Annotated in this window: 28 protein-coding genes; 18 read left to right on the forward strand and 10 right to left on the reverse strand. The window is 65.6% G+C overall.

Translation table 11 applies throughout. The features are described from left to right. The first annotated feature begins 93 nt into the window (after nt 1-93). The 11 genes from mdcA (at nt 94) to R2669_RS17185 (ending at nt 8810) form a co-directional block, all read left to right on the forward strand. On the forward strand, nt 94-1782 hold the full coding sequence (gene mdcA / locus R2669_RS17135) for a malonate decarboxylase subunit alpha (protein ID WP_316901415.1): 1689 nt from the start codon (nt 94-96) through the stop codon (nt 1780-1782). Next, nucleotides 1782-2711, forward strand: a complete 930-nt coding sequence (locus R2669_RS17140; RefSeq protein ID WP_316901417.1) for a triphosphoribosyl-dephospho-CoA synthase — start codon at nt 1782-1784, stop codon at nt 2709-2711. The genes mdcA and R2669_RS17140 overlap by 1 nt, the downstream gene beginning before the upstream one ends. Then, nucleotides 2698-3003 (forward strand): malonate decarboxylase subunit delta, encoded by a 306-nt coding sequence (locus R2669_RS17145; RefSeq protein WP_316901419.1) that lies wholly within the window; start codon nt 2698-2700, stop codon nt 3001-3003. The genes R2669_RS17140 and R2669_RS17145 overlap by 14 nt, the downstream gene beginning before the upstream one ends. 9 nt (nt 3004-3012) lie before the next feature. Next, nucleotides 3013-3858 carry a biotin-independent malonate decarboxylase subunit beta gene (locus R2669_RS17150; RefSeq protein ID WP_316875756.1) on the forward strand — a complete coding sequence of 282 codons (846 nt, stop codon included), beginning with the start codon at nt 3013-3015 and terminating at the stop codon, nt 3856-3858. After that, on the forward strand, nt 3855-4685 hold the full coding sequence (gene mdcE / locus R2669_RS17155) for a biotin-independent malonate decarboxylase subunit gamma (RefSeq protein WP_316901421.1): 831 nt from the start codon (nt 3855-3857) through the stop codon (nt 4683-4685). Before R2669_RS17150 ends, mdcE begins: the two co-directional genes overlap by 4 nt. A gap of 361 nt (nt 4686-5046) precedes the next feature. Beyond that, nucleotides 5047-5454, forward strand: coding sequence for a malonate transporter subunit MadL (madL, locus tag R2669_RS17160; RefSeq protein ID WP_027679642.1), 408 nt, complete (start codon nt 5047-5049; stop codon nt 5452-5454). An 11-nt stretch (nt 5455-5465) separates the two neighbouring features. Then, nucleotides 5466-6230 (forward strand): malonate transporter subunit MadM, encoded by a 765-nt coding sequence (gene madM, locus R2669_RS17165; protein WP_009240185.1) that lies wholly within the window; start codon nt 5466-5468, stop codon nt 6228-6230. Further along, nucleotides 6227-6862, forward strand: coding sequence for a malonate decarboxylase holo-ACP synthase (locus R2669_RS17170; protein ID WP_316901423.1), 636 nt, complete (start codon nt 6227-6229; stop codon nt 6860-6862). Before madM ends, R2669_RS17170 begins: the two co-directional genes overlap by 4 nt. Further along, the gene (mdcH, locus tag R2669_RS17175; RefSeq protein ID WP_316901426.1) at nt 6859-7791 is read left to right on the forward strand and encodes a malonate decarboxylase subunit epsilon; all 933 of its coding nucleotides are present in this window, start codon (nt 6859-6861) and stop codon (nt 7789-7791) included. Before R2669_RS17170 ends, mdcH begins: the two co-directional genes overlap by 4 nt. An 85-nt stretch (nt 7792-7876) precedes the next feature. Further along, nucleotides 7877-8500: a hypothetical protein gene (locus tag R2669_RS17180; protein WP_316901428.1), complete on the forward strand. Its 624-nt coding sequence runs from the start codon at nt 7877-7879 to the stop codon at nt 8498-8500. Between the two features lie 34 nt (nt 8501-8534). Continuing rightward, nucleotides 8535-8810 (forward strand): hypothetical protein, encoded by a 276-nt coding sequence (locus R2669_RS17185; protein ID WP_316890443.1) that lies wholly within the window; start codon nt 8535-8537, stop codon nt 8808-8810. Between the two features lie 56 nt (nt 8811-8866). Here R2669_RS17185 and R2669_RS17190 read toward each other — a convergent pair whose 3' ends face one another. Continuing rightward, the gene (locus R2669_RS17190; protein WP_316875747.1) at nt 8867-10462 is read right to left on the reverse strand and encodes a peptide chain release factor 3; all 1596 of its coding nucleotides are present in this window, start codon (nt 10460-10462) and stop codon (nt 8867-8869) included. A gap of 371 nt (nt 10463-10833) precedes the next feature. Between R2669_RS17190 and R2669_RS17195 the strand changes: the two genes are divergently transcribed. Both R2669_RS17195 and R2669_RS17200 read left to right on the forward strand, forming a co-directional pair. Continuing rightward, nucleotides 10834-11061 carry a hypothetical protein gene (locus tag R2669_RS17195; RefSeq protein WP_004632457.1) on the forward strand — a complete coding sequence of 76 codons (228 nt, stop codon included), beginning with the start codon at nt 10834-10836 and terminating at the stop codon, nt 11059-11061. A 122-nt stretch (nt 11062-11183) separates the two neighbouring features. Continuing rightward, nucleotides 11184-11510 carry a hypothetical protein gene (locus R2669_RS17200; protein ID WP_316890442.1) on the forward strand — a complete coding sequence of 109 codons (327 nt, stop codon included), beginning with the start codon at nt 11184-11186 and terminating at the stop codon, nt 11508-11510. A gap of 10 nt (nt 11511-11520) precedes the next feature. Here the strand turns inward: R2669_RS17200 and R2669_RS17205 are convergent, their stop codons facing one another. The 4 genes from R2669_RS17205 to R2669_RS17220 form a co-directional block, all read right to left on the reverse strand. Continuing rightward, nucleotides 11521-12525 (reverse strand): YihY/virulence factor BrkB family protein, encoded by a 1005-nt coding sequence (locus R2669_RS17205; protein WP_316901430.1) that lies wholly within the window; start codon nt 12523-12525, stop codon nt 11521-11523. 127 nt (nt 12526-12652) lie between these two features. Further along, on the reverse strand, nt 12653-12958 hold the full coding sequence (locus tag R2669_RS17210; RefSeq protein WP_316875742.1) for a hypothetical protein: 306 nt from the start codon (nt 12956-12958) through the stop codon (nt 12653-12655). Between the two features lie 69 nt (nt 12959-13027). Beyond that, nucleotides 13028-13195, reverse strand: coding sequence for a DUF1328 domain-containing protein (locus R2669_RS17215; protein ID WP_004632450.1), 168 nt, complete (start codon nt 13193-13195; stop codon nt 13028-13030). A gap of 91 nt (nt 13196-13286) precedes the next feature. Further along, nucleotides 13287-14693 (reverse strand): sigma-54-dependent transcriptional regulator, encoded by a 1407-nt coding sequence (locus R2669_RS17220; protein ID WP_316890438.1) that lies wholly within the window; start codon nt 14691-14693, stop codon nt 13287-13289. 538 nt (nt 14694-15231) lie between these two features. On the opposite strand from R2669_RS17220, the gene R2669_RS17225 reads away from it, so the two are divergent. Continuing rightward, nucleotides 15232-16335, forward strand: a complete 1104-nt coding sequence (locus R2669_RS17225; protein WP_316901431.1) for a sigma-54 interaction domain-containing protein — start codon at nt 15232-15234, stop codon at nt 16333-16335. A 48-nt stretch (nt 16336-16383) separates the two neighbouring features. Here the strand turns inward: R2669_RS17225 and R2669_RS17230 are convergent, their stop codons facing one another. Both R2669_RS17230 and R2669_RS17235 read right to left on the reverse strand, forming a co-directional pair. After that, a complete protein-coding gene (locus R2669_RS17230; RefSeq protein ID WP_180815215.1) occupies nt 16384-16530 on the reverse strand; it encodes a hypothetical protein in 147 nt (48 codons plus the stop codon). A gap of 22 nt (nt 16531-16552) precedes the next feature. Continuing rightward, the gene (locus tag R2669_RS17235; protein ID WP_316901433.1) at nt 16553-16951 is read right to left on the reverse strand and encodes a hypothetical protein; all 399 of its coding nucleotides are present in this window, start codon (nt 16949-16951) and stop codon (nt 16553-16555) included. A gap of 322 nt (nt 16952-17273) precedes the next feature. Here R2669_RS17235 and R2669_RS17240 point away from each other — a divergent pair, with 322 nt between their 5' ends. From R2669_RS17240 to R2669_RS17250, 3 genes are read left to right on the forward strand one after another with little or no spacing between them, the layout of a single operon-like run. Beyond that, nucleotides 17274-18776 carry an RNA polymerase factor sigma-54 gene (locus R2669_RS17240; protein WP_316901435.1) on the forward strand — a complete coding sequence of 501 codons (1503 nt, stop codon included), beginning with the start codon at nt 17274-17276 and terminating at the stop codon, nt 18774-18776. Nucleotides 18777-18781: 5 nt separating this feature from the next. Further along, a complete protein-coding gene (locus R2669_RS17245; protein WP_316901437.1) occupies nt 18782-19996 on the forward strand; it encodes a glycosyltransferase family 4 protein in 1215 nt (404 codons plus the stop codon). Nucleotides 19997-20016: 20 nt separating this feature from the next. Then, nucleotides 20017-20811, forward strand: a complete 795-nt coding sequence (locus tag R2669_RS17250) for a DUF2334 domain-containing protein (protein ID WP_316890432.1) — start codon at nt 20017-20019, stop codon at nt 20809-20811. A gap of 9 nt (nt 20812-20820) precedes the next feature. Here R2669_RS17250 and R2669_RS17255 read toward each other — a convergent pair whose 3' ends face one another. Continuing rightward, complete coding sequence (locus R2669_RS17255) at nt 20821-21357, reverse strand: phosphatase PAP2 family protein (RefSeq protein WP_316890431.1); 537 nt, start codon at nt 21355-21357, stop codon at nt 20821-20823. Next, nucleotides 21335-22507, reverse strand: coding sequence for a glycosyltransferase family 4 protein (locus R2669_RS17260; protein ID WP_316901439.1), 1173 nt, complete (start codon nt 22505-22507; stop codon nt 21335-21337). The genes R2669_RS17255 and R2669_RS17260 overlap by 23 nt, the downstream gene beginning before the upstream one ends. Between R2669_RS17260 and R2669_RS17265 the strand changes: the two genes are divergently transcribed. After that, nucleotides 22506-22925, forward strand: coding sequence for a hypothetical protein (locus R2669_RS17265; RefSeq protein ID WP_316901441.1), 420 nt, complete (start codon nt 22506-22508; stop codon nt 22923-22925). The two genes, R2669_RS17260 and R2669_RS17265, sit on opposite strands and share 2 nt — an antisense overlap. A 244-nt stretch (nt 22926-23169) precedes the next feature. Here the strand turns inward: R2669_RS17265 and R2669_RS17270 are convergent, their stop codons facing one another. Further along, nucleotides 23170-24438 (reverse strand): AI-2E family transporter, encoded by a 1269-nt coding sequence (locus R2669_RS17270; protein ID WP_316901442.1) that lies wholly within the window; start codon nt 24436-24438, stop codon nt 23170-23172. Nucleotides 24439-24483 lie beyond the last annotated feature (45 nt).

Genomic DNA, 24483 nt, shown 5'->3' on the forward strand with positions numbered 1-24483 from the left:
GTTAATGAAACCGCGCCTAGGTTGATTGAAGTGCACCTTTTTACAGCCTACGGTACAGGGCATCAAATCAATCAAGGCTGGAGACGCCACCCAATGCAACCGATGCCCAACCAATCGGCAAACGGTGTCAACGCACCCATCCCGCCGCAATGGCGCCGGCGGCGCGACGAGAAGGAACGCCGCCTGACTGCAGCGCGCCGCATTGCCAACGGCAAGGTGATTCCGACTGAAGACATCGTCGCCGCGCTCGAAACGCTGCTCGCCCCGGGCGACCGCGTCGTGCTGGAAGGCAACAACCAGAAGCAGGCAGATTTCCTCTCGCGCTCGCTGGCCAAAGTGAACCCCGAGCGTCTGCACGATCTGCACATGATCATGCCGAGTGTGAGCCGCGCCGAGCATCTCGACATTTTCGAAGGCGGCATCGCGCACAAACTCGACTTCTCGTTTGCGGGGCCGCAGAGCCTGCGCATCAGCCAGTTGCTGGCCGACGGGCTACTGGAAGTCGGCGCCATCCACACCTATATCGAGCTGTATGCGCGGCTGGTGGTGGACCTGATCCCCAACGTGTCGCTGGTGGCCGGTTTCAAGGCCGACCGCGACGGCAACATCTACACCGGGCCCAGCACGGAAGACACGCCAGCGCTGGTCGAGCCCACGGCGTTTTCCGACGGCATCGTGATCGTGCAGGTCAACGAGATCGTCGATGACCCGGCCGACCTGCCGCGCGTTGACATTCCCGGCTCGTGGGTCGACTTCATCGTGCAGGCCGACAAGCCGTTCTACATCGAGCCGCTCTTCACGCGCGACCCGCGCCTCATCAAGCCCGTGCACGTGCTGATGGCGATGATGGCCATTCGCGGCATCTACCAGCGGCACAACGTGCAGTCGCTCAACCATGGCATCGGCTTCAACACGGCCGCCATCGAGCTGATCCTGCCAACGTACGGCGAGCGCCTGGGCCTCAAGGGCAAGATCTGCCGCAACTGGACGCTGAACCCGCATCCGACGCTGATTCCCGCCATCGAATCCGGCTGGGTGGAAAGCGTGCATTGCTTCGGCACCGAACTGGGCATGGAGCGCTACGTGGCCGCGCGCCCCGATGTGTTCTTCACCGGGCGTGACGGCTCGCTGCGCTCGAACCGCATGCTGTGCCAGCTCGCCGGCCAATATGCGGTGGACCTCTTCATTGGCGCGACGCTGCAGGTGGATGGCGATGGGCATTCGTCCACCGTCACGCGCGGGCGGCTGGCCGGTTTTGGCGGCGCGCCCAACATGGGCCACGACCCGCGCGGCCGCCGTCACGCCACGCCCGCGTGGCTCGACATGACCGAACCGGTGACGATGCTCGAGCGCGGCAAGAAGCTCGTCGTGCAGATGGTCGAAACGTTCCAGGAAGGCGGCAAGCCGACCTTTGTCGACACGCTGGATGCAGTGGCCGTCGCCAAGCAAAGCGGCATGCCGCTCGCGCCCATCATGATCTACGGCGACGACGTCACCCACCTGCTGACCGAAGACGGCATCGCGTATCTCTACAAGGCACGTTCGCTGGAAGAGCGGCGCGCCATGATTGCCGCGGTGGCCGGCGTCACGTCGATCGGCCTGCGGCATGACCCATCCAAGACCGAACAGATGCGCCGCGACGGCCTGATCGCGCTGCCCGAAGACCTCGACGTGCGCCGCAGCGATGCCAGCCGCGAGCTGCTCGCCGCCAAGAGCATCGCCGACCTGGTCGAATGGTCCGGCGGCCTGTACGACCCGCCTGCGCGCTTCCGGAGCTGGTAATGGAAAAGACATTGCAACGGCCCCTGCCGGCCAGCCCGAAAGCGCGTGCGAAGCGATTGGCCGCATTGGTCGAATCTGCCCTGATCGACGAGGTGACGCTGTCCCCCAAACCCGGTCTGGTGGATGTGCGCGGCAACGGCGCGCATCACGATCTGGACTGGACGCTGATGGTGCATTCCGCGCAGACGCTGCGCCCGGCGTTTGAAGCCATGGCGCTGGCCGGCGCGCAGATCGAAACGCAAGCCGGTGCGCAACTCGCCCTGCGCGAGCGCATCGGCCGCCTGGGGCGCGAAGGGGAAGCGGCCATGCTCGAGGCCACCGGCGGCGTCAACACGCACCGCGGCGCCATCTGGGCGCTTGGTCTGCTGGTCACGGCGGCGAGCCAGGCGCCGCATGCATTGAGCGCGGCCGCTGTTGCGGGCCGCGCCGCGCGCCTGGCAAACATTCCCGACCGCTTTGCGCCCGTCTCGACTGGCCACAAAGGCGAGCGCGCCTGCAACGACTACGGCGTCGGCGGGGCCAAGGGCCAGGCGTGCGCCGGCTTCCCGCACGTGATCAAGGTGGCGCTGCCTGCGCTGCGCGAAGCGCGTGCTGCCGGCATCCGTGAAGACCACGCGCGCGTGGATGCATTGCTCGCCGTCATGGCCGCGCTGGACGACACCTGCGTGCTCGCACGCGGCGGTGCCCAAGCACTGCGCGTTGTGCAAGCGGGCGCGGCCGCCGTGCGTGCAGAAGGCGGCTTGGCAACAGCGCAAGGCCGCCGTGCCTTCCGCGCGCTCGAACAGGACATGCTGGCGCTGCACGTGTCACCCGGCGGTGCCGCCGACTTGCTGGCCGCCGCCCTCTTCCTCGACCGCCTGCCCGCAAGCGCGCCCGCAGTGTCCGACACCGAATCCGCTCATCAGGAAACCGAACATGGAGCATCTTGATTTTCAGTTCACCGGCGGCGCACCCGCTGGGCGCCGTGCATACGCCGGCGTGGTCGGCTCGGGCGACCTCGAAGTGTTGTTGACGCCGGGCACCGCCGGCCAGATCGACGTGGCCATCACCACGTCCGTCAATGGCATGAGCGCGACGTGGCAGGCGCAGCTTGCGCGCGTGTTCGGCTCGCACGCGTGGCCGGCGGCCAAGATCATCATCAACGACTTCGGCGCGACACCGGCCGTGGTGCGGTTGCGGCTTGAGCAGGCGCTTGAATCGCTTAACGCGCTCGGGTCATAAGGAGAAGCCATGTCACGCAACCCGATTGAACGCGACAGCTTTATTGAACGTGATGCGCGCCGACGCGCCATTGCCCTGCTCGACCCCGGCACCTTCCGTGAGCTGCTGGACCCGTTCGAACAATTGACCTCGCCGTGGCTGCCGCGTCAGGGCATCGTCACGCAGGCCGATGATGGCGTCGTGGTGGCGCGCGGCACGCTGGGCGGGCAGCCCGCGGTGGTGCTCGCCATTGAAGGCGCCTTCCAGGGCGGCAGCATGGGCGAAGTGTCTGGCGCCAAGATTGCCGGCGCGCTGGAGCTTGCGGTGGAAGACAACCGCAACGGCATTCCCACACGCGCCGTGATCGTCTTCGAAACCGGCGGCGTGCGGCTGCAGGAAGCCAACCTGGGCTTGGCCGCCATTGCCGAGATCCACGCAGGCATCCGCGCGCTGCGCGAGTACGGGCCGGTGATCGGCATCACCGCAGGCGTGGTTGGCTGCTTTGGCGGCATGAGCATCGCCGCGGGCCTGTGCAGCTACCTGCTGATGACGCGCGAGGCGCGCCTCGGCCTGAACGGCCCGCAGGTGATTGAACAGGAAGCCGGCATCGAGGAATACGACTCGCGCGATCGCCCCTTCATCTGGAGCCTGACCGGCGGAGAGCAGCGCGCCGCCACCGGCCTGGCCGATGTCTGCATCGAAGACGATTCCGTCACGATCCGCGCGCAGGTGATCGAGTGGCTGCGTGCCGGCGCACCCGCGCGCCAGCGCAGCGAGCAGATCGACCACTACCTCGCACAACTCGCCGCTGTGGACACATCACGCCAAGCCACGGCAGAAGATGTGCGCACGCACTACGCAAAGGACGTCGCATGAGCCAGAACGAACTTTCCACGCGCGGCGCGACTTGGATGCGCTCGCTCGCCGTCGGCACAGCGGTGCCGGGTTACGGCAGCACACTGCAAGTCGTCGATGCCGCGCTCGCGGGCCAGCCCGCGCGCTACGTCGCCGTCGTGCCCGATGCCGAGAACCGCTTCCCTCGCGCACGCAACGGTGAAGTCGGCCTCGTCGAAGGCTGGCAGCTCGCGCGCGCCGTGCGCGATGTCATGACTGCAGACGCCGCGCAGGAAAAGAAGCGCGCCATCGTCGCCGTCATCGATGTGGCAAGCCAGGCCTACGGCCGTCGCGAGGAGGCCTACGGCATCCACCTCGCCCTGGCTGCAGCGGCGGACGCCTACGCTGCCGCACGCCTGGCCGGCCACCCCGTCATCGGCCTCATCGTCGGCCGCGCCATGTCGGGCGCATTGCTCGCGCACGGCTACCAGGCCAATCGCCTGCTCGCACTGGACGACGCCGACGTGATGGTGCACGCGATGGGCAAGGCCGCAGCCGCGCGCGTAACGCTGCGCTCCGTCGCCGACCTGGAACGCCTCGCACAAGAGATTCCGCCCATGGCGTACGACATCGCCAGCTTCGCGTCGCTCGGCTTGCTGTGGAAACTGCTGAAGGTCAAATCCGCCGACGCACCCGACGCCGGAGACGTCGACACCGTGCAAACCGCACTCGCCGCAGCACTGGCCGACATCGCAGCCGACCCATCACGCGGCCTGGAAAGCCGCCTGGGCGCACCGCTGCGCAACGCATCGTCGGAAGTCCGCAAACGCCTGCGCGAGCAATGGAACGCCCAGCCAGAAGGCGCATAACGAATAGGAAGCACATCACGGCGCGAACCTAAAGCACCAGATGGTGTGGCCGTGCCCTGCCCTATGCGGCGCCTTGAATTTCTGTAAGCGGGCGGAAAAAAGAAGGGGAACTGTTTGAGCGAAGCGAGTTTTCCCCTTCTCCGCCCGGTTATGGAAATTCAAGGAGGGGTTCGCCGCATCGGGCGCGCCTTTCTTTGCTTACTTTCTTTGGCAAGACAAAGAAAGTAAGTCAGCCCCGGCAGGGGATGAAACAAGGGATGCACCACCAACGCAATCAACGCAAAAACAACCAGTCCTCAACCCTCGATCACCAAAACACCACAACAGGCGACCCATCGCCGTTCCTTCAGGAGACAAAGACGTGATCATCTACGGTACAACCCTGCTGGCGCTCTGTCATATCGCCGGCCTCTTCCTGGGCGACCTGCTCGGCCAGGCCATCGGCGTGAAGGCCAATGTCGGCGGCGTGGGCATCGCCATGCTGCTGCTCATCTTCGCGCGGCTCTACCTGCACAAGCGCGGCCTGATGCCCGCCGCCACCGAGGCGGGCGTCTCGTTCTGGGGCGCGATGTACATCCCCGTGGTGGTGGCCATGGCAGCCACGCAGAACGTGGTCACCGCACTGCGCGGCGGCCCCGTTGCGTTGCTCGGTGCCATCGGCGCGGTGATCGTATGCGGCGCCTGCATCGCGGTCATCAACCGCACAGGCAAGGCAGAAAACCGGCAACCGCTGCCGCCACTGCCTGAATCCGAACAAGCCCGCGCTTGAGGAGCCGCACCATGCTGTCAATGCTAGAGAAAGTTCTGCAGCACAACGGGCTGGTCGCGGCGTTCGCGCTGGTCGGCATCGTCATGGGTCTGTCGATGTGGGTGTCCAAGAAGCTGACGTTCGGGCGCGTGCACGGCTCGGCCATCGCCATCATGATCGGGCTGGTGCTCGCCTATTGGGGCGGCATGCAGACCGGCGGCGAGCGTGGCCTGGCCGACCTGAAACTGTTCGGCGGGATCGGCCTGATGGGCGGAGCCATGCTGCGCGATTTCGCCATCGTGGCCACGGCCTTTGAAGTGCAGGTGACCGAGGCACGCAAGGCCGGCATGATCGGCGCCATCTCGCTGCTGCTGGGAACGGTGCTGCCGTTCATCGTCGGCGCCTGCGTTGCCTACGCCTTCGGGTACACCGATCCGGTGAGCGTCACCACCATCGGCGCGGGTGCCGTGACGTACATCGTCGGGCCGGTCACCGGTGCGGCGCTCGGTGCCACCTCCGATGTGATGGCGCTGTCGATTGCGACGGGCCTCGTCAAGGCAATCCTGGTGATGGTCGGCACGCCGTTCGCGGCCAAGGCGCTCGGCCTGAACAACCCGCGCGCGGCCATGGTGTTCGGCGGATTGGCGGGTACGGTCAGCGGGGTGTCGGCGGGCCTGGCCGCCACGGATCGGCGGCTGGTACCGTACGGCTCGCTGGTGGCGACGTTCCATACGGGCCTCGGTTGCCTGCTCGGACCGTCGATCTTGTTCCTGGCCACGCAGGCGCTGCTGCGATGACATCTACGCTGCTGCGCGCACACGACCTGCTGTGGGTGTCTGAGACGCCCGTGGCGACGAATGGCGCGCCCTTGCCTGACTGGGCCATTGCGGCATGCCGGCAAGGCGCGCCTGTTGTGGTGCGACGCGCACCGCGCGGCACCGATGGTTCCGTGCCGGTCGGCCTGCGCGGCGTCGCCCGGCATGAACGCTGCGCAGCGACGGCGGCCGCCAACAGCATCTCGCGTGTGGTCTCACCCGAGGCGCTGGCAGCCCGAGCCGCCTCCATCGCACACGACGCGCCATTCGCGGCGCTGCGCACCTTGCGCGCGCTGGCGCGAGAACTCAACGCACTCGGCTGGGCGTGGGGACCGACAGGCGGCGCCGGCTTTGCGCTCGCCAGCGGGCTGCCTGTGCTGCATGCGGAGAGCGATCTCGACCTCGTTGTGCGCATGCCGCGTGCCCCGTCGACTGCGCAACGCGATCAGCTCGTCCAACTGTTGAGCGATACCGAATGCCGCGTCGATTTGCAGATCGACACCGGCTACGGCGGCTTCGCGTTACGCGACTGGCTGGCGTCGCCGCATCAAACGATGCTCAAGACCGACCACGGCCCCCGGCTCGTCGCAGACCCATGGAGCGACGCAGCATGAGCATCCTGTTCATGTTTCCCGGCCAGGGCAGCCAGCGCGCGGGCATGCTGCACGCGCTGCCTGCCGACCCGGCTGTTGCGCAGACGTTGACCGAAGCCGGCGACGTGCTCGGCGTCGATCCGCTCACGCTCGATACCGCAGAGGCGTTGCGGTCGACGGTCGCCGTGCAGCTTTGTCTCTTGGTTGCCGGCGTGGCAGTAGCGCGTACGCTGGCTCGGCAGAACGCAGGACCGGACATGGTGGCGGGCCTGTCCATCGGCGCGTGGCCTGCGGCGGTTGTCACCGGTGTGCTGGAGTTCAGCGATGCGCTGCGCCTGGTGCGCCTGCGGGCTCAGCTCATGGAAGACGCTTACCCAAGCGGTTACGGCATGGTCGCCATCATCGGCCTAGCCGAACCGGAGGTCGGCGGCATCGTTGCGCAAGTCAACGCCGCCGCCACGCCGGCCTATGTCGCCAACGTGAATGCGGAACGGCAGATCGTCGTGGCCGGCAACGACGCGGCGCTCGCGCAGGTCGCCGAACGCGCGCTGGCCCACGGCGCATCGAAGACGACGCGGTTGTGCATGGCGGTGCCGTCGCACTGCCCGTTGCTGGACACGCAAGCCGCCGAGCTTGCCGCCGCCGCGGCAAAGGCCACCACCCACGCCCCCCAGATCACCTACGTCAGCAGCAGCCGCGCGCGTGCGCTGTTTCGCGCCAATCTCATCGTCGAAGACCTGGCGTGGAACATGGCGCGGCCGGTGTTGTGGCACGACACGCTGCGGCATGCGCTGGAACGCGGCGCAAACATGGCGGTGGAGGTGCCGGGCGGCGGCGCTCTGGCGCGCCTGGCGCAAGGTGTGTTTGCTGCAGACGACGTGTTGGATGCGGGAGCCGGGCTGGATGCGGTGCGGGTGCGGATACAGCGGCGACGCCGCATTGATGGCTGATCGCATCGAACTCAGAGTCGGCCGATATACCTTCTCGCGGTCCTGATAGGAAGATGTTTTCTTCACGGAAAGGATGCATCCACCTATGGGCCCTCTTGAGAACGCCATTGCAGAGAATCACGCGTTACGCCGTCAATACCTGACGTTTCTCGAAGACCGATTTGGTGACGAGCTTCCGAAGACTCCAACACCGCGCGAAATCGTCAAGCTGCTTGATTTGGACGAGGTGGAATGGCGCATCTCACGTCGACACGCTCGATTACTGTTTGATGGTCGATCCTTGCAATGGATCGAAGACGGACAAGTTGAAAGACGCTGGCCGGCGCTTTCCGGAAAGCCCGGCTTCAACGGGAAAGCTCACCAATCACTAAAAGACAGGGGCCCCATTCCCGAGGGAAGCTATATCGCATTGCAATCAGATTTCCAGAAATGGGAAGAAGCGCCTGCCATCAACCGCGCTGCCTGCATACTGAATTTCATCAGTATCAAAGCGGGACGCTGGCCAGGATGCACTATCGCGTGGGGTACACGCCGGGTCGGACTGGTCCCGAGCCGGGGAACCAACGTCTACGGCCGTCACAGCTTCACCATTCACGGCGGCAGGTTTCCAGGCTCCATTGGGTGCATCGATCTGACCGATTCAATGGAGTCCTTCGCAAAGGAGTTTCTGCTCTATGCCAAAGACATGGAACTCGAAGTCCGCTATTAAAATTTTGAGGGCGGTGTACGCAGCCCTACTCGGCATGATGTTCGTTCTTCTGCCCTTCGATCTCTGGGATGCACTGACGACACCGTACGAGTACCCCTTTGGAATGGAAGGCCCCGTTGCTGGGGTGTGGGCCTACAAATCGCAGAGCAACTACGTCATTTCCCATCTGGCAATGTGGGGGGCAAGCAGCATGGCGCTGTGGGCATTGCTGGCCGAGCGGACAAGCCTGGTTTCCAGGTGGCTGTGGTCCATACCGTTTTTAACGATCTGGGCGCTCAACGTATTCGAGGGGAGCCCATATTTGGAATAACAACGAACAAAAAGAAAACGGGGCACATGGCCCCGTTTCTTTTCGCCCATCGCCGCTTAGACGATTTCCCGCGTTTCCATGAACTGGATGTCCGGAAAGCGCTCCTGCGTCAGGCGCAGGTTCACCTGGCTCGGCGCCAGGTACACGTAGTCGCCGGCACCATCCAGCGCCACGTTGTGGCCGGCCTTGTCGATCAGCTTGTCGATATCTTCCTGCTTGCCGCGCAGCCAGCGGGCGGTGGAGCATTCGTGCGGTTCGAAGATGGCATCGACGCCGTACTCGTGCTCCAGGCGGTGCGCAACCACGTCGAACTGCAGGATACCGACAGCGCCCAGCACCAGGTCATTCGATGCCAGCGGGCGGAACATCTGCGTGGCGCCCTCTTCGGCCAGTTGCTGCAAACCCTTCTGCAGCTGCTTCAGGCGCAGCGGGTTGTTCAGGCGCGCGCGACGGAAGAACTCCGGCGCAAACGACGGGATACCCGTGAACTTCAGCGCCTCGCCTTCCGTGAAGGCATCGCCCAGCCGGATCGTGCCGTGGTTGGGCACGCCGATGATGTCGCCGGCGAAGGCCTCTTCCGTGGTGTTGCGGTCCTGCGCCATGAAGGTGATGGCGTTGTTGATGGCGACCGTCTTGCCCGTCGACACCTGCAGCAGCTTCATGCCGCGCTCGAAGCGGCCCGAGCACACGCGCACAAACGCGATGCGGTCACGGTGCTTCGGGTCCATGTTCGCCTGGATCTTGAAGACGAAGCCGGTGAACTTCTCTTCCATCGGCTTGACTTCGCGCGTTTCGGTGGGGCGTGGCAGCGGCTCGGGGGACTGGTCGACCAGTGCATCGAGCAGCGACTGCACGCCGAAGTTGTTCACCGCCGAACCGAAGTACACCGGGCACTGCTTGCCGGCCAGGAACGCCTCTTTGTCGAACGTGTGCGATGCGCCGCGCACGAGTTCGATGTCGATGCGCAGTTCTTCCGCCTGCGAGCCCAACACGCGATCCAGCTCCGGGTTGTCCAGACCTTGAATCAGGCCGGCCGTGGCGCCCTTCTCGCTGTCGGCGTTCGGGTCGAACAGCTGCACCGTGTCGTTAACGAGGTGATACACGCCCTTGAACGACTTGCCCATGCCGATCGGCCACGTCATCGGCGCGCACTGGATCTGCAGCACGCTTTCGATTTCATCGAGCAGCTCGATGGGCGCACGGCCTTCGCGGTCGAGCTTGTTGATGAACGTGAGGATGGGCGTGCTGCGCAGGCGGCAGACGTTGAGCAGCTTGATGGTCTGCGCTTCCACGCCGTTGACGGAGTCGATCACCATCACGGCGGAGTCGACGGCCGTGAGCGTGCGGTACGTGTCTTCCGAGAAGTCTTCGTGGCCCGGGGTGTCGAGCAGGTTGACGATGTAGTCGCCGCCTTCGTTCCGGTACGGAAACTGCATCACCGACGACGTGACCGAGATGCCGCGCTGCTTTTCCATCTCCATCCAGTCGGAGGTGGCGTGGCGGTTGGCTTTACGTGCGCGCACGGCGCCGGCCATCTGGATGGCGCCGCCGAACCACAGCAGTTTCTCGGTCAACGTGGTTTTACCCGCATCCGGGTGGGCAATGATGGCGAACGTCCGGCGGCGCCGGATCTCCTGCTGCAGCGTACTCACGGGCAAAAACCGAAAGGGAAGGAGTGAAAAATGCGGATGGTTGCGCACGTGGCAAGTGCGCTGGCTGCGGGGTCATCCCGGCGGCCGATGGACTGCCCGAGCGGCGTTGTCAATCCGGGGCAGCCGAGATTGTACGCGATCGGCGCCCTTGCTTAGGATCAACTGATCCGGGCCGCAAGCGCGGGAAACTCCCTAGGAACCGTCCCCCGGACGGAGGAGACCAACCCGTTGTGGGAATGCACTGACAACCCTTTCGGAGGCGGTGTTATCGAAGTTGTCATGAAGCTCCCGTATCGTGGAGTCCGTCGCGAAACCCGCCTTTGGGTACGCCGCGACATTGAAAGAAGCAAAGAAGCAAGGAGTCCAACATCGTGCGTAGTCGAATCCCTGTCGATCCGGCAGTGCAACGCATCATCGAGACCACCCGCAAGGCGTGGCAACTCGATGAACAAAGCGTGCGCGCGGCGCGTCAGCAGCGTGCCGCCAATCGCCGCAAGCGGATCAAGGCCCTGCCGCAGGACAGCCTGCAGGCACTCGCCGCATTGGCCCTGCAAGCTGAAATCTGGGCCGTGCGCAAGACCGTGGTGACGGTCGGCTAGCCGCGCAGTTCCTCACCGTGTCGAGGGCCACAGTCGTGGCCCTTTTCTATTGGCGGCGCGCAACGATCGGGGCATGACGGTTGCTTGTGACTGACTGACACGACCCAGCTCAGGAGGCCGATATGACCGAACTGTCCCCCAAGCCGCCCACCACCAGCAATGGCACCAACGGTACGAACGGCGCCAACGGCGCGACCGTCACCACGCTGCATCCGCAGATCGACCACACCGCGCAGCGCGTGAAAGATGCCACGGCCGAGGGCATCGATCGGCTGGCGAGCGTCCTCTCCACGGCGCTCACGCAATTCGACAAGCGCACCGAACAGTTGAAAAACCTGCATGCCAATGTCTCGGAGCAGGCGAGCGGCTCCGTACGTCAGCACCCGGTTATTACCATCGGTCTGGCATTTGTGGCGGGGATGCTGCTGGAGCAACTGACACGCGATTGATGCGGGTGTCTTAGCGGCTGTTGCGGGCTGCGCTTGCGTGGCCCCCGGCAACCCCATTGGAGAGCGTGGCCGCGATCGCCGGGTTCAGCAACGCCGCTTGCGCGGCAGCCCCGGCACCTGACGCTTCGTGCTGGCGGCTGCCGAATCGCAGCGCATATTGCCGGGTGACCAGCGCGCCAAAGAAGAAGATCTGCGCCGAGTAGTAAATCCACAGCATCAGCGCCACGACCGAGCCCGCTGCCCCGTAGGACGACGCGACGGCGCTGTTGCCCAGATACAGGCCGATGAGGTGTTTGCCCAGCGTGAAGAGCAGCGCCGTCACGATGGCGCCCAGGGCAACGTCGCGCCAGGCCACGCGCGTTTCGGGCAGCATCTTGAAGATGGTGCCAAACAGCAGCGCCACGACCGCAAACGAAAACGCCGACGACAGCGCCTCGGCCACCAGCAGCGCAATGCCCGAAGTGGAGCCCGACCACAAGGCGCCCCAGAAACGCTCCACCACCGCCAGCGCCGCGTTGATGGTGAGCGACACCAGCAGCAGAAACGCCAGCACGAGGATCAGGCTGAACGACAGCAACCGCGAGCGCAGCAAGCCCCACAGCCCGGGCTGCTGGCGCGGCGGCACCTCCCAGAGTTCGTCGAGGCTGTCCTTGAGTTCGGAGAAGGCCGTGGTGGCGCCCACCAATAACAGGACGACGGCGGTGACCGCCGCGAACAGGCCGTTGCCGGAGCGCCGCGTTGCCGCAAGCACGGCTTCCACCGCAGAAGCGCCCTGCGTGCCGACCAGCCCTTCGATCTGCCCGAAGATTTCGCCGCGTGCGGCCTGTTCGCCAAAGAACAAGCCGGCAATGGAGATGACGAGCACCAGCACCGGCGCCATCGAGAACAGCGTGTAGAACGACAACGCCGCGCCCTTGCTCGCGGCGCGATGCGCAGACCACTGCTGCACAGCCCCGATCAACACCTGGGCGGAACGCTTGAGCAGGGCCCGGTCGAAGTAGGCAGCCAGGCGCATGGAGATTCCTTGCAAAGCGACGAGGCCAGCGCGGTGCCGGCCTCAACCTTGACCTTGAGCCTAGTCAGCACACGGCACACGCGCAAGCGCGGCCGTGGCTGGCAGTAAAACGCGAGGGTCTGAGCCCTCAGTCGTTGCTGCTCCCCAGCAGGCGGCTGATGAGAAACCCTGCGCCGAACGCCAGACCGATCGTCGCAAGCGGATGCGACCGCATGCATTCGGCCGCATCGCTCATAAGCCGCTGCTGTGAAGCGCGCAGTTGTTCGCGCTTGGCGGCGGCCTCGTCGAGTGCGGTGGCCGCAGCGTCGGCGGTGCGGTCGATGGCCTGTGCCGTGGTCGCCTTCACACGTTCGGCGGCTTGTGCGACGTCGCCGCGGATGAGGTTGCCGTTGGCATCGGATTTGGGAAAAGGATTGGTTTGAGACGGTTCCATCAGTCAGCGCTCCTGGAGTTGCATGGCATCGCGAGGGCCGGGTTGAAAGCTGTGCGCTTCATCCCGGCGTCATCCTCTGCCCGCGACCAGGCCCCAGATGAGGCTGACCACAAACAGCACCACAAAAATCATGAACAGGATCTTGGCGATGCTCGCTGCGCCGGCAGCGATGCCGCCAAACCCGAGCACGGCCGCAATCAGGGCGATGATGAAAAAGACGACTGCATAACGCAGCATGGTGACCTCCTGTGCAGTTGAGTGAGCTTGCCGCCATGGGGCGGATACCCCCCCGGGATCAGCAAGCCGCGTACCGCACGAGGAAGTCGGGTTATGCCTCGGTGGCATGCGCGCGGCCGGAACCGGCGCTGTTGCCCTCGCCGCCGTCCTCGCCGCCGCTGTTGCCATATTCCTCAAGCCGGTTGTAAAGCGTCTTCAGGCTGATACCAAGCAGCTCGGCCGCACGCTTCTTCACACCCCCGCATTGCTCGAGCGTGGCAAGAATGAGCTTCTTGTCGGCGCTCGCCAGTGACGTTCCGACCGAAATCGTCAACGTGGAACCGGACGAAACCTGCGTGCTCGACACTTGCAGCGGTACGTTGGCCGTATCGATGCCGGCGTCGTCCGACAGGATGTACGCGCGCTGCACGTAGTTGCGCAATTCGCGCACATTGCCCGGCCAGTGATAGCCGCGCAGCGTCTCCATGGCCGAAGGCAGGAATGCCTTCTTGGTGTTGCTTTGCGCGTTGAGCTGATCGAGGAAATGCTGTGCCAGCAGCTCGACATCCTTGCCGCGCTCGCGCAGCGGCGGCAATTGCAGCGGAAACACGTTCAGGCGGTGATACAGGTCGGCACGCAGCTTGCCGTCTGCCACGGCTTCTTCGGGGTCGCGGTTGGTGGCGGCAATCACGCGCACGTCGGAATCGATCTCGCGGTTGGTGCCCACGCGCATGAACACGCCGGTTTCCAGCACGCGCAGCAGTTTCACCTGCAGCTCGATCGGCATCTCGGTAATTTCATCGAGGAACAGCGTGCCGCCGTTGGCGCGTTCGAAGTAGCCCTTGTGCTGGCGATCGGCGCCCGTGAAGCTGCCGCGCTCGTGGCCGAACATTTCCGACTCGATCAGGTTGGGCGAAATGGCGCCGCAGTTGACCGGCAGGAACGGCTGCTTGCGACGCAGGCTCAGGTCGTGGATGGTCTGTGCGGCCAGTTCCTTGCCTGTGCCCGATTCGCCGATCAACAGCACGGTCGCCTCGGTGGGCGCCACGCGGCTGACCTGGTCATACAACGTCTGCATCACCGCGGAGTTGCCGAGCATCTGGCCGAACAGGCCCAGGCGCCGCAACTCACCGCGCAGGTTGCCGATCTCGGCTTTGAGATCGCCCGGGCGTGGAATCCGCGCCAGGACCGATTTCAACCGTTGGAAGTTGACCGGCTTGACGAGGTAGTCGGCCGCGCCCATGCGCAGCGCCTCGACGGCGGTTTCCACGCTGGCGTGGCCCGTCATGACGATGATCTCGGTGCCGGAGTGCGGCGCGATGTCTTCCATCAGATCCATGCCATTGCCGTCGGGCAGGACAAGATCGATGAGCACGGCATCGGGGCTGTGACGCGACATCTGAATGCGCGCATCGCGCAGCGACCCGGCCAGCGCGGTGGTGAAGCCTTCGGCACCCACCAGCTCACCTAGAGCAGCGCGTGCGTTGGCATCGTCTTCGACAATCAGGATATGTGGCATCTCGATTTGGTTGGATGAGCCGGCATGTGCCGGCAATCATGCATGGCGCAACGGTGCGCTTGGCGGCAGAACCGGCGGCAGGTGCAAAAAGTATTCCATCCAATACAACCTCCTCCAGGGCGCGCCAAACCCATCTCGGCGAGAAGGGTGCCGGTAATTTTTACACGCACGCATGCAAGAAATGGATCGAATACATCACACCGGGCGAACCTGCCCGTACTACGCAGCAGTCAGCATAGTTGAGAAGGTCAGCGCTTCGCCACCTGCGGGACGAAATGGACACGTTACGCCGCTTGGTAATGTGAAACCCGCGCTGCATCTGCATCTCAGGCCCGATTCTTGTCAGCGTTTGGCCGACAGGATGGAAGAAACGTCAGCGCACGACCGACATACAACGCGCTTGGGCGGCGCTGATAATGGCTCAACTTTTCAACACAATGTGACGGGATGACGACGTACCCTGCCTTCGGAAGACTGCATCGCTGACGATGCAGCCACTCGCCAGGACGTCCCCGTCGCAACCAACCACGAGGGAGCCATGTCCTTGAGCGAAGCCTTCGCCGACGAACGTGCAGTGACCGTTGGGCGCCTGAGCTATCCCCCTGCCCTGGCCGACTTTGACGACACCGACCGCGTGCCGTCGGACGCAGAATCATCCCCCGCCCAATCGATTGCCGAGCCGGATTTCGGCCACCTCTACGGCCGCTCGTCCGTGATGCGGGCGCTGTACGACCAGATCGGCAAGGTGTCAGGCACGCTGGCCACCGTGTTGATCATGGGCGAATCGGGTACCGGCAAGGAGCTGATTGCGCGCACCGTGCATGACATGAGCCCGCGCGCAGACCAGGCCTTCATCGCCGTGAACTGCGGCGCCATTTCGCCCAACCTGATCGAATCCGAACTGTTCGGCCACGAAAAGGGCAGCTTTACCGGGGCCGCCCAGCGCCATATCGGCTACTTCGAACACGCCTGCGGCGGCACGATCTTTCTCGATGAAATCACGGAAATGCCGGTCGAGATGCAGGTCAAGCTGCTGCGTGTGCTGGAGACCGGCGTGTTCATGCGCGTGGGCGGTACCGAGCCCATCCAGACGCGCGCGCGCATCATCGCGGCCACGAACCGCAACCTGCTGGAAGCGGTGAAGGAAGGCGCCTTCCGCGAAGATCTGATGTATCGCCTGGCTGTGGTGCCGCTGCAGGTTCCGCCGCTGCGCGATCGTGGCGACGACATCGAAGAGCTGGCCCTGCACTTCCTTGCGCAGTTCAACGCGGCCCACCAGACCGACAAGGTGTTTTCGCGCCAGTCCCTGGCGGCGCTGCGCAGCCAGCCGTGGCCCGGCAATGTGCGCGAGTTGCGCAACGCCGTGCAACGCGGGTACATCCTCGGCGAGAAAACGGTCGAACTGGCTGCGCCCCTGGCACCGGCCCGCGGCCCCGCACGTCCGACCGTCAAGGAAGGCGTGCTGAGCCTGACCGTGGGCGTGACGCTGGCCGACGCACAGCGCGCAATGATCCTGGCCACGCTGGAGCATTTTCATGGCGACAAGCGCCAAGCCGCGAAGACGCTCGGCGTGAGCCTGAAAACGCTGTATAACCGCCTCGACCTTTACCAAAGCACCGCCGCCGCCGCCATGGCGGCCTGACAGCGGCGCGTCCCACTCTGTGAATCCCGCAGCATCCCCGCTGACGTTTTAGCGCGGATGCGCGTGCGCACGCTCGCCCGGATGCTCGTGGCGGCGGCGTTCCTGCGGTTCGGGCGCAGGCCGGCGCGGTGCCGGTTCGGTTTCCGCGCGGGCGCGCGGGCCCGTGCGGACGGCGGTGGTGAGTGTCATCGGCATGGCGAGCCCTTTCCTTTCAACGTTACTGACCTTGCTTGGAACTGCCGGGGTAGGAATTACCGGTCGTCGTGGCGGCGTCGTTGCCGCCGGCCTGCACGCCCGAGTGCGACATGTCGCCCGCGCTGTTCGTGCCGCCCGGCACGGTCGAGCCGGACTTCTTGTGATGGCGATGCTTCTTGTGCGCCGGCTTGCTGGTATCGCTGCCGCCCGCCGCCGGCGCCGCCTCGCTGCCGGCCATCGGTGTATTGGCCGTGCGATCGGCCGTCGACGACGGCGGATCGGTGCGCTTGCCCGGCGCCTTGGTCGGGTTGCTCGACTCCTGGTTGTCGACCGGCGCGGTCGTCGTCTGGGCCACGGCGGCACCCATACCGAGGCTAAAGATCGCGCTGACAAGCGCAGCGCTCAGGAAACGTGTTCGCATGTGGTTTCTCCTGGAATGTGATGCTCGATAAGAAGGCGATGGAAGCGCACTGCGGCGCGTCTCCCGCCTCCTCCCGCAGCAACGCATGTACCTGCGGTGCCACCCATCCACGTATGCCGACGCCGTCCGCAACCGCCGGCAGCGCTGTCATGTGCCGGCAACAATGGGCATATAAAAACGACATGACCATGTAGAAACGGCGTGCCAGCCGCCCGTAAAGCCTTGCGGCGACTGGCTTTGCTGACATGGCATACCCTTTGCATCGATGCGGTGACCGGTCGACGGAAATGTCGACGCCCACTCACCAAAGGAGGCAAGGCGAATGGTCAAGGCCGCTCTGGAAATGCGTGCGAAGCAGCATCTCGCGCTGACGCCGCGACTGCAGCAATCCGTCAAGCTGCTGCAGTTGTCTGCAACCGAATTTGCGCAGGAAATGCAAGAAGCGCTCGCAAGCAATCCATTCCTGGAAGAAGTCGAGCAAGAAGCAGGTGCGCAGCCTGACGTCGCGCGCACCGGCGACATTGCCGCCTCTGCCGATCTGGACGGCGCCGCGGCCGACCACGCACCTGTCGACGATGCTCCGCTGGAAACCACCACCAGCGCCATCGAAACCGACGCAACGCTGGCCGCATCGGAAGACTTCCCCACCGACTTCAGCACCTACTACAGCCACGGCGGCGCCCACCACGGCGACGGTGAAGACAGCGACATCGGCGAATGGGTGCACTCCACGCCGAGCCTGCGCGAGCATCTGCATCAGGAGCTGCGCAGCTACCGCCTGTCTGAGCGCGACTGCCTGCTCGCACAGACGCTGATCGAAGCGCTCGACGACGACGGCTACCTGCGCCAGCTGCTTTCCGAACTGATCCCGCTGGCGCCCGTGGAACCGCCGCCGACCGAGAAGGAAATGCAGATTGCGCTGGCGCTCGTGCAGAGCCTCGATCCGCCCGGCGTGGCCGCGCGCGACCTTGCCGAATGCCTGCGCCTGCAGATCGAAGCGCGCCCCGCTGACACCGAAGCTGAGGAGCGCATCCAGGAGATCGCACAGGACATCGTGCGCAGCCACCTGCCGCGTCTGGCCAAGCGCGAATTCACGCAGATGCGTCGTGCGCTGGGCTGTACGGAAGACGAGCTGCGCGATGCCTGCGCGCTGATCCGCATGCTGGACCCGCGCCCGGGGCTGCGCTTCTCGCAGGCGCATGCCGGCTACATCGTGCCGGACGTGATCGTCACCAAGATCAAGGGCAAGTGGATTGCGCTGACGAACCCGGCGGTGGCGCCATGCGCACGGATCAACAAGGTCTACGCGGAACTGTTTGCGCAGACGCGCGGCCACCACCGCACGCCGCTGGCGCATCAGCTGCAGGAGGCGCGCTGGCTGATCCGCAACGCGCAGCAACGCTTTGCCACCATCCAGCGCGTGGCCGAGGCGATCGTCGCGCACCAGAAGCACTTCCTCGAATACGGCGAGGTCGCCATGAAGCCGCTGGTGCTGCGCGACGTGGCCGAAGAACTGGGCCTGCATGAATCGACCATCTCCCGCGCCACAGGCAACAAGTACATGGCCACGCCGCGCGGCATCTTCGAGTTCAAGTATTTCTTCTCGCGCCAGTTGGCGACGGACACGGGTGGTGCATGCTCGGCGGCTTCCGTGCGGGCGCTGCTCAAGGAAATGATCGAAGCCGAAGATGCGGACGCACCGCTCTCCGATGTCTCGCTCGCGAAGATGCTGGCCGAGCAGGGCGTGATCGTTGCGCGACGCACCGTCGCCAAGTACCGCGGGCTGATGCGCATTGCACCCGCCGAAATGCGGCGCCAGGTCTGACCGCCGTGCGCAAGCTGCCCACCGATCGCTACCCGCATCGCCACGACGGCGATGCCACGGCCGCCTCGTTGCATCTGGCGGACGTGACGATGTTCTGGGCGGCGGAAAGCGGTGGCGTCAAACGCTACCTGCGCGCCAAGCACGACTTTCTGCGCTCAACACACTGGCGGCACACGCTGGTCGTGCCGGGCACGGCCGACGACGCGAGCAACGAGATCGCCGTGGTGCCGGGCGTGCCGCTGCCGCTCTCACACGGCTACCGCGTTCCGCTGCGGACCGGGCCTGCGGTCCGTGCACTGTGTGCGCTGTCGCCGGACCTGATCGAAGCGGGCGACCCTTATCGGCTGTCATGGGCGGCGGTGCAGGCGGGCGCGCGGCTGAACGTGCCGGTGGCGGCGTTCTATCACTCCGATCTGCCAGCGTTTTTCCGCCGGCTGGGCGGGCCGCCTGCCGAGCTGGCAGCTGCGGCGTACGCTCGCAAGCTGTATCCACACTTCGATACGGTCTTCGTGCCGAGCCGCTACATCGCGCAGAAGGTGGCCGACCTGGGCGTGCAGCGCATTGAACTGCAGCCGCTGGGCGTCGACACGCGCCTGTTCCACCCAGCGCGGCGCTCGCTGCGCTGGCGCGAGCAGCTGGACCTGCCGCGCGATGCCCGCGTGCTGCTCTACGTCGGGCGCTATGCGCCGGAGAAAAACCTGCACGTGCTGTGCGACGCGGTGGACAAGCTCGACGACGGCAGCGTGCTCGTCACCATCGGCTCGGGCCCGACGCCTCCGCGTGGCAAGAACGTTCGCGCGCTCGCTTATGAAGGCGACGCGCAGCACCTGGCTGCCGCCATGGCAAGCGCAGACGTGTTTGTGCATGCAGGCGATCAGGAAACGTTCGGCCTCGTCGCGTTGGAAGCGATGGCCAGTGGCGTGCCCGTCGTCACGTGCGCAGCCGGCGGCTTGAGCGAGCTGGTGGATGAGCACGTCGGGTATGCCGTGCCACGTTGCGTCGCTGACGATTTTGCGCAGGCGCTCCAGGCGCTGCGCCAACGGGACCCGGTGACACTCGCGCACGCCGCGCGCCGCCACGCCATGCAATACGACTGGCGGGCGGTGCTGCCGCAACTGCTGCAACGCTATCTCGCTCTGCTCGGCCGTCAAACCGGCATCGCCGCGGAAACAACACTCCCGCCGGCTCGCGAACGCGTGCGTGCGTCGCGCGGCCGGTAGTCCAGACCGATCTGTCCATCATGTCGCGCTATCTCATCCTTGCCATGCACGATGTCACGCCGGCCACCTGGCCTGCGTGCAAGGTATTGCTCTCCGCATTGGATGAAGTGGCGCGCGTACCCAAGTCGCTGCTCGTCATTCCGAACTTCTATCGCGGCCCGACCGCACGCAACAGCGAACGCTTTTGCCGCGTGATGAGCGAATGCCTGGCCGAAGGCGATGAACTTGTGCTGCACGGCTATGCGCATCTGGACGACCAGCCCCCTGGCGGCCTGATCCAGCAGCTGATCCGCACGCGCTATACCGCCGGTGAAGGCGAGTTCTCTGCGATTCCGCTGGCGGCGGCGCGTGCGCGCATCGAAGCCGGTGCCGCGTGGTTTGCCGCAAACGGCTGGCCGCTGCATGGCTTCGTCGCTCCGGCCTGGCTGATGAACCCGGCCACCTGGGAAGCGCTCGACGGGCTGCCGCTGCGCTACACGACCACGCTGCAGCGCTTTTATCTGCTGCACCCGCGCCGCCCGCTCAAGGCACCTTGCCTGACGTATAGCGTTCGCTCGCCGGCGCGCCGGCTGGTGTCGCGGTATTACCTGCGCTGGCTGGCGCAGCGGCACGCCGAGGCACCGCTGCTGCGCCTGGGCCTGCATCCGGCTGACGCGGCGCATCCCGATGTCATCCGCCATTGGCAGGAACTGCTCGCCACATGCCTGGAGACGCGCACGCCCGTCACCAAGAATGGCTTTGCGCAGGTGTTGGCGCAGGCCTGGATGGGCGGCCCGGAGACGACCGTCACCGGGCAGGCGCAAACGTCGTACTGAGCGCGGGCGTTAAAACAGCCACACCGACAATCCGCCGATCAGCATCCCAAGCCCGGCGCCTGCGAGCACGTCGCTCGGGTAATGCAGGCCGAGCACGACGCGAGAGAGGGCGACCATGAGCGTGAATGGCACCAGCGCCAGCGCCATGCGCGGGTAGTACGCCGCCATCACGATGCTGAACGACACCGCATGCAGCGTGTGGCCCGACGGAAAGCTGAACTGGTCGAGCACGCGCCCGCACAGGTGGATCTCTTCGCAGGAAAGGTACGGTCGCGGCCGGCACACACCACGCTTGAGCACGATGTAGATGATGAGCGAGAGCAGCCCCGTAAGGCCCATCTGCTTGGCGCATTCCCAACCGGTGTCACCGCCGACCACGGGCAGCGCCGCCATCAATGCGTACCACAGCATGCCGTCGCCCAGGCGGCTCACACCGCGATAGAAGCGCATGGCGGACGCATTGCCCGCTACATGGTTGAGCGCCACGGCGAGCTGCCGATCACGCTCGCGCCAGCGCTTCCAGTCAGGCCAGACGTGCGTCGCCATGGTACGCCTCCCCGTTGGTGGCGGCATCGTGCACGGCGATGAGCGCAGCTTCAAAGCGTTCTAGCACGCGCGGCCAATCCAGGCTCTGCGCCGTCAGCCGCGCTGCCTGGCCCAGCCGCTGCCGCAGGCCGGCGTCAGTGGCGAGCGCGACGGCCGCCTGCGTGAACGATGCAGCGTCCCCGACGGGCGCAAGCCAGCCGTTCTCGCGGCTGCGCACGTGCATGCCGGCAGCGGCGGTATCGAACGCCACCACGGGCAAGCCGCTGGCCATGGCCTCGACCACCACGTTGCCGAAGGTCTCCGTCAAGCTGGGAAAGAGAAACAGGTCCGCAGATGCGTAGTGCGCCGCCAGTGCTTCGCCATGCTGGGTGCCGGCAAAGATGGCATCGGGGCAGCGCCTGCGCAGTGCGTTGCGCTGCGGGCCATCGCCCACCATGACGAGACGCGTATCTGGCACGCGCTCCCGCACGGCAGCGAACGCATCGAGCGCGACACCCAGGTTCTTTTCCAATGCCAGACGTCCGACCGTCAGGACCACCGGTGTATCTGCCGCGACGCCCCATTGCGCGCGCAACGCTTCGCTGCGGGCCTGCGGCGTGAATCGGTGTGCATCGACGCCGCGCGTGCTGACGGTCAGGCGTTCGAAATCGAGTTCGCTCAACTGCCGCTGCAGTTCGCGCGTGGGAACGAAGGTGCGGTCGGTGCGATTGTGAAACGCGCGCAGATACGCGCGCACCAACGTCACGGCGCCCTCCCACGCGTAGTGGCGGCCGTATTCGTCAAAGCGGGTTCTGAAATCCGACGTGACCGGCAGGCCGAGTTGGCGCGCGGCCCGAATAGCAGACCAGCCAAGTGGTCCCTCCGTCGCGACATGCACGAGGTCGGGCCGATAGACGCCCCACGCGCGAAGCAGCCGTCGGCGTGCGGGCAAGCCCATGCGCAAATCCGGATACAACGGAATCGGCACGCCGGGCACGCGCAACGTGTCGTCCGCCAATGCGGGCTTGCCGGCGTCGATGGCGCTTTGGCGCGGGCGCACCAGCATCACGTCGTGCCCGCGCGTCTGCAGGAACGCCACGGTGCGTGCAGCCGTGAGCGACACGCCGTTCAGTTCCGGCGGCCAGGTTTCGGTCACATAAGCAATGCGCATGGATCGATCAACCTTTGTTTTCGTCGCGGCGGTGCGAGGGGGCGCTCGTCTGCCCCCGCTTGTGCGCGAGGTCGTCTGCGCTGCGGTGAGCGACCTGGCGATCGCCATCATCGCGATTGGCCGGATGGCGGTCGCGCACGACGCGCTCTACCCCAGGGGTGTCGTGCAGATCGGTGTCGAGCTGCCCGCTTTCGATGTCGCGCGCGGCCTGTTTGGCACTGCTGCGCGGTTCGGAATGCTGCTCTTCAAGATGCTGGTCGCGCTCGTGCGGCAGCCGCTCGGCCGCGCTCGACGCGGGCTCGTCGTGCTCGGCGTCGCCATGCATCTTGTCGATGCTTTGGAAGTTTTGGCCCGCGCCGGGCGCACGCGGCGGGGTCGTGCCCGCGGGACGTTCGCCGCGCTGATGGGGGCCGCATAAGGCGGGGCGGAGTCGGTTCATGGCGCTCTCCTGCGAACGTGATCTGGTTGCCTTGCGCACCGCAACCGACGTGCCCACCGCACCCGTCTCCGCCATCCAGCCGACAAGACCTGCACCACCACTGCACCGCAACGCGGCGCAAACGAGGCGGGGTAGCAATGCCTCTGCTCCCGCCGTGGCGCGGTCGTTGCGTAAGGGTTACACGCGCTTGTAACGCTTGCTGCGCAAGGTGACCCAGGCGTCGTCAGCGGGGGTGGTGCGCACGTTCGCGCCGCCGCGTGGGACGGCCGCGCAGTCGGTCCAGCAGACGCTGCGACACGCCGGCCGGCGCATCGGCGGTGCCGAGCAGCGTGCCGAGCGGGCGGAGGCGCTCGACGTGATCACATACCACCTTGATCATCGCCGTGATGGACGTGCCCAGCAGCAAGCCCCACAGGCCCCACAGCCAGCCCCACAGCAGCAGGCCGATGTAGACCACGCACGGGTCGAGCTTGGACGCCCGGCTTTGCAGCCATGTCACGAGCAGCGTGCCGACCAGCGTGGCAAGCAGCAGCGTCACCCCTGCCACGACAAGCGCATCCGACCACGCGCCCATCTGCAGGTATGCCCCGATACCACTGGCCACGGCAATGACCACCGAACCCAGATACGGCACGAAATGCAGCACGGCGGTCGCCAGACCCCAGACCGCCGCGTCCTCCATGCCGAGCAGCACAAAGGCCACCGTGGTGAGGATGCCCAGCACGATGTTGGTCGCGAACAGCACCAGCAGGGAATACTGGATCTGCGTGCCGATGACCGCCATCATGCGCACCGCGCGCTTCTTCTCGCTCAGCGTGTTGCCCACTGCGCGCACCCATTTGCGCTTGAGCGCCTGACCCGATGCAAGCAGGAAGTAGACGAGAAACGAGACCACCACGAGCTGCCCGGCAAGCGCGAAGAGATTGGCGGAGCCGGTCCATAGAAACTCGCGCACCGGCAGCACCGGCTGCGCGGAAGCTGCCTCGGCAGGCGCCGCGGCCGCAGGCGAACGCTTGGCAGGCGCTGGCGCCGGCTTGCCCTGCACGCCTTCGGCGGCGTGCTCAAGCGCGACGGTCACATCGCGCATCTTGTCGAACGCGCCGCCCATGTGCCCGCGCATTCCGTCGATGGCCTGTGCCATGCGCTCCGCGGCGACCGGCAACCGGTTCGCCATGGCCGAGACGCCGTCTTGCATCCCGAACGCCAGTACCGCACCGGCGATCCACAAGCCGAGCACGACGATAGCGGCAGCAATCGGGCGCGGGACATAGCAGCGCCGCAACCACACCACCACCGGGTTCAAGGCAAACGCGAGTACCACGCCGAGGGTGAACGGCACCAGAAACGCTCGCGCCCATTGCAGAAACACCAACGTGCCGCCAATGGCCACCAGCACCATCGCCACGCGCCAAGCCGGCTGCCGCAGCCCATCGAGGAGGCTGCCGTGCAAGGGTTCGGGCGGCGAGGTGGAGGGAGTGGGTTCGGCTGGCATGACAGAGAAAGTGGTTCAACCTTCTCTGCGCAAAACTCGTGCCCT

Origin of the sequence: Ralstonia edaphi, assembly GCF_958350185.1 — a bacterium.
Taxonomy (GTDB): domain Bacteria; phylum Pseudomonadota; class Gammaproteobacteria; order Burkholderiales; family Burkholderiaceae; genus Ralstonia; species Ralstonia edaphi.

What these genes read in the sequence shown, in the direction of transcription:
- R2669_RS17225 (WP_316901431.1), top strand. Translation starts at nt 15,232, where the DNA reads ATGTCCTTGAGCGAAGCCTTCGCCGACGAACGTGCAGTGACCGTTGGG.
- R2669_RS17250 (WP_316890432.1), top strand. Translation starts at nt 20,017, where the DNA reads ATGTCGCGCTATCTCATCCTTGCCATGCACGATGTCACGCCGGCCACC.
- mdcA (WP_316901415.1), top strand. Translation starts at nt 94, where the DNA reads ATGCAACCGATGCCCAACCAATCGGCAAACGGTGTCAACGCACCCATC.
- R2669_RS17220 (WP_316890438.1), bottom strand. Translation starts at nt 14,693, where the DNA reads ATGCCACATATCCTGATTGTCGAAGACGATGCCAACGCACGCGCTGCT.
- R2669_RS17210 (WP_316875742.1), bottom strand. Translation starts at nt 12,958, where the DNA reads ATGGAACCGTCTCAAACCAATCCTTTTCCCAAATCCGATGCCAACGGC.
- R2669_RS17140 (WP_316901417.1), top strand. Translation starts at nt 1,782, where the DNA reads ATGGAAAAGACATTGCAACGGCCCCTGCCGGCCAGCCCGAAAGCGCGT.
- R2669_RS17265 (WP_316901441.1), top strand. Translation starts at nt 22,506, where the DNA reads ATGGATCGATCAACCTTTGTTTTCGTCGCGGCGGTGCGAGGGGGCGCT.
- R2669_RS17255 (WP_316890431.1), bottom strand. Translation starts at nt 21,357, where the DNA reads ATGGCGACGCACGTCTGGCCTGACTGGAAGCGCTGGCGCGAGCGTGAT.
- R2669_RS17205 (WP_316901430.1), bottom strand. Translation starts at nt 12,525, where the DNA reads ATGCGCCTGGCTGCCTACTTCGACCGGGCCCTGCTCAAGCGTTCCGCC.
- mdcH (WP_316901426.1), top strand. Translation starts at nt 6,859, where the DNA reads ATGAGCATCCTGTTCATGTTTCCCGGCCAGGGCAGCCAGCGCGCGGGC.
- R2669_RS17270 (WP_316901442.1), bottom strand. Translation starts at nt 24,438, where the DNA reads ATGCCAGCCGAACCCACTCCCTCCACCTCGCCGCCCGAACCCTTGCAC.
- R2669_RS17145 (WP_316901419.1), top strand. Translation starts at nt 2,698, where the DNA reads ATGGAGCATCTTGATTTTCAGTTCACCGGCGGCGCACCCGCTGGGCGC.
- R2669_RS17240 (WP_316901435.1), top strand. Translation starts at nt 17,274, where the DNA reads ATGGTCAAGGCCGCTCTGGAAATGCGTGCGAAGCAGCATCTCGCGCTG.
- R2669_RS17215 (WP_004632450.1), bottom strand. Translation starts at nt 13,195, where the DNA reads ATGCTGCGTTATGCAGTCGTCTTTTTCATCATCGCCCTGATTGCGGCC.
- R2669_RS17170 (WP_316901423.1), top strand. Translation starts at nt 6,227, where the DNA reads ATGACATCTACGCTGCTGCGCGCACACGACCTGCTGTGGGTGTCTGAG.
- R2669_RS17235 (WP_316901433.1), bottom strand. Translation starts at nt 16,951, where the DNA reads ATGCGAACACGTTTCCTGAGCGCTGCGCTTGTCAGCGCGATCTTTAGC.
- R2669_RS17150 (WP_316875756.1), top strand. Translation starts at nt 3,013, where the DNA reads ATGTCACGCAACCCGATTGAACGCGACAGCTTTATTGAACGTGATGCG.
- mdcE (WP_316901421.1), top strand. Translation starts at nt 3,855, where the DNA reads ATGAGCCAGAACGAACTTTCCACGCGCGGCGCGACTTGGATGCGCTCG.
- R2669_RS17180 (WP_316901428.1), top strand. Translation starts at nt 7,877, where the DNA reads ATGGGCCCTCTTGAGAACGCCATTGCAGAGAATCACGCGTTACGCCGT.
- madM (WP_009240185.1), top strand. Translation starts at nt 5,466, where the DNA reads ATGCTGTCAATGCTAGAGAAAGTTCTGCAGCACAACGGGCTGGTCGCG.
- R2669_RS17185 (WP_316890443.1), top strand. Translation starts at nt 8,535, where the DNA reads ATGATGTTCGTTCTTCTGCCCTTCGATCTCTGGGATGCACTGACGACA.
- R2669_RS17230 (WP_180815215.1), bottom strand. Translation starts at nt 16,530, where the DNA reads ATGCCGATGACACTCACCACCGCCGTCCGCACGGGCCCGCGCGCCCGC.
- R2669_RS17200 (WP_316890442.1), top strand. Translation starts at nt 11,184, where the DNA reads ATGACCGAACTGTCCCCCAAGCCGCCCACCACCAGCAATGGCACCAAC.
- R2669_RS17260 (WP_316901439.1), bottom strand. Translation starts at nt 22,507, where the DNA reads ATGCGCATTGCTTATGTGACCGAAACCTGGCCGCCGGAACTGAACGGC.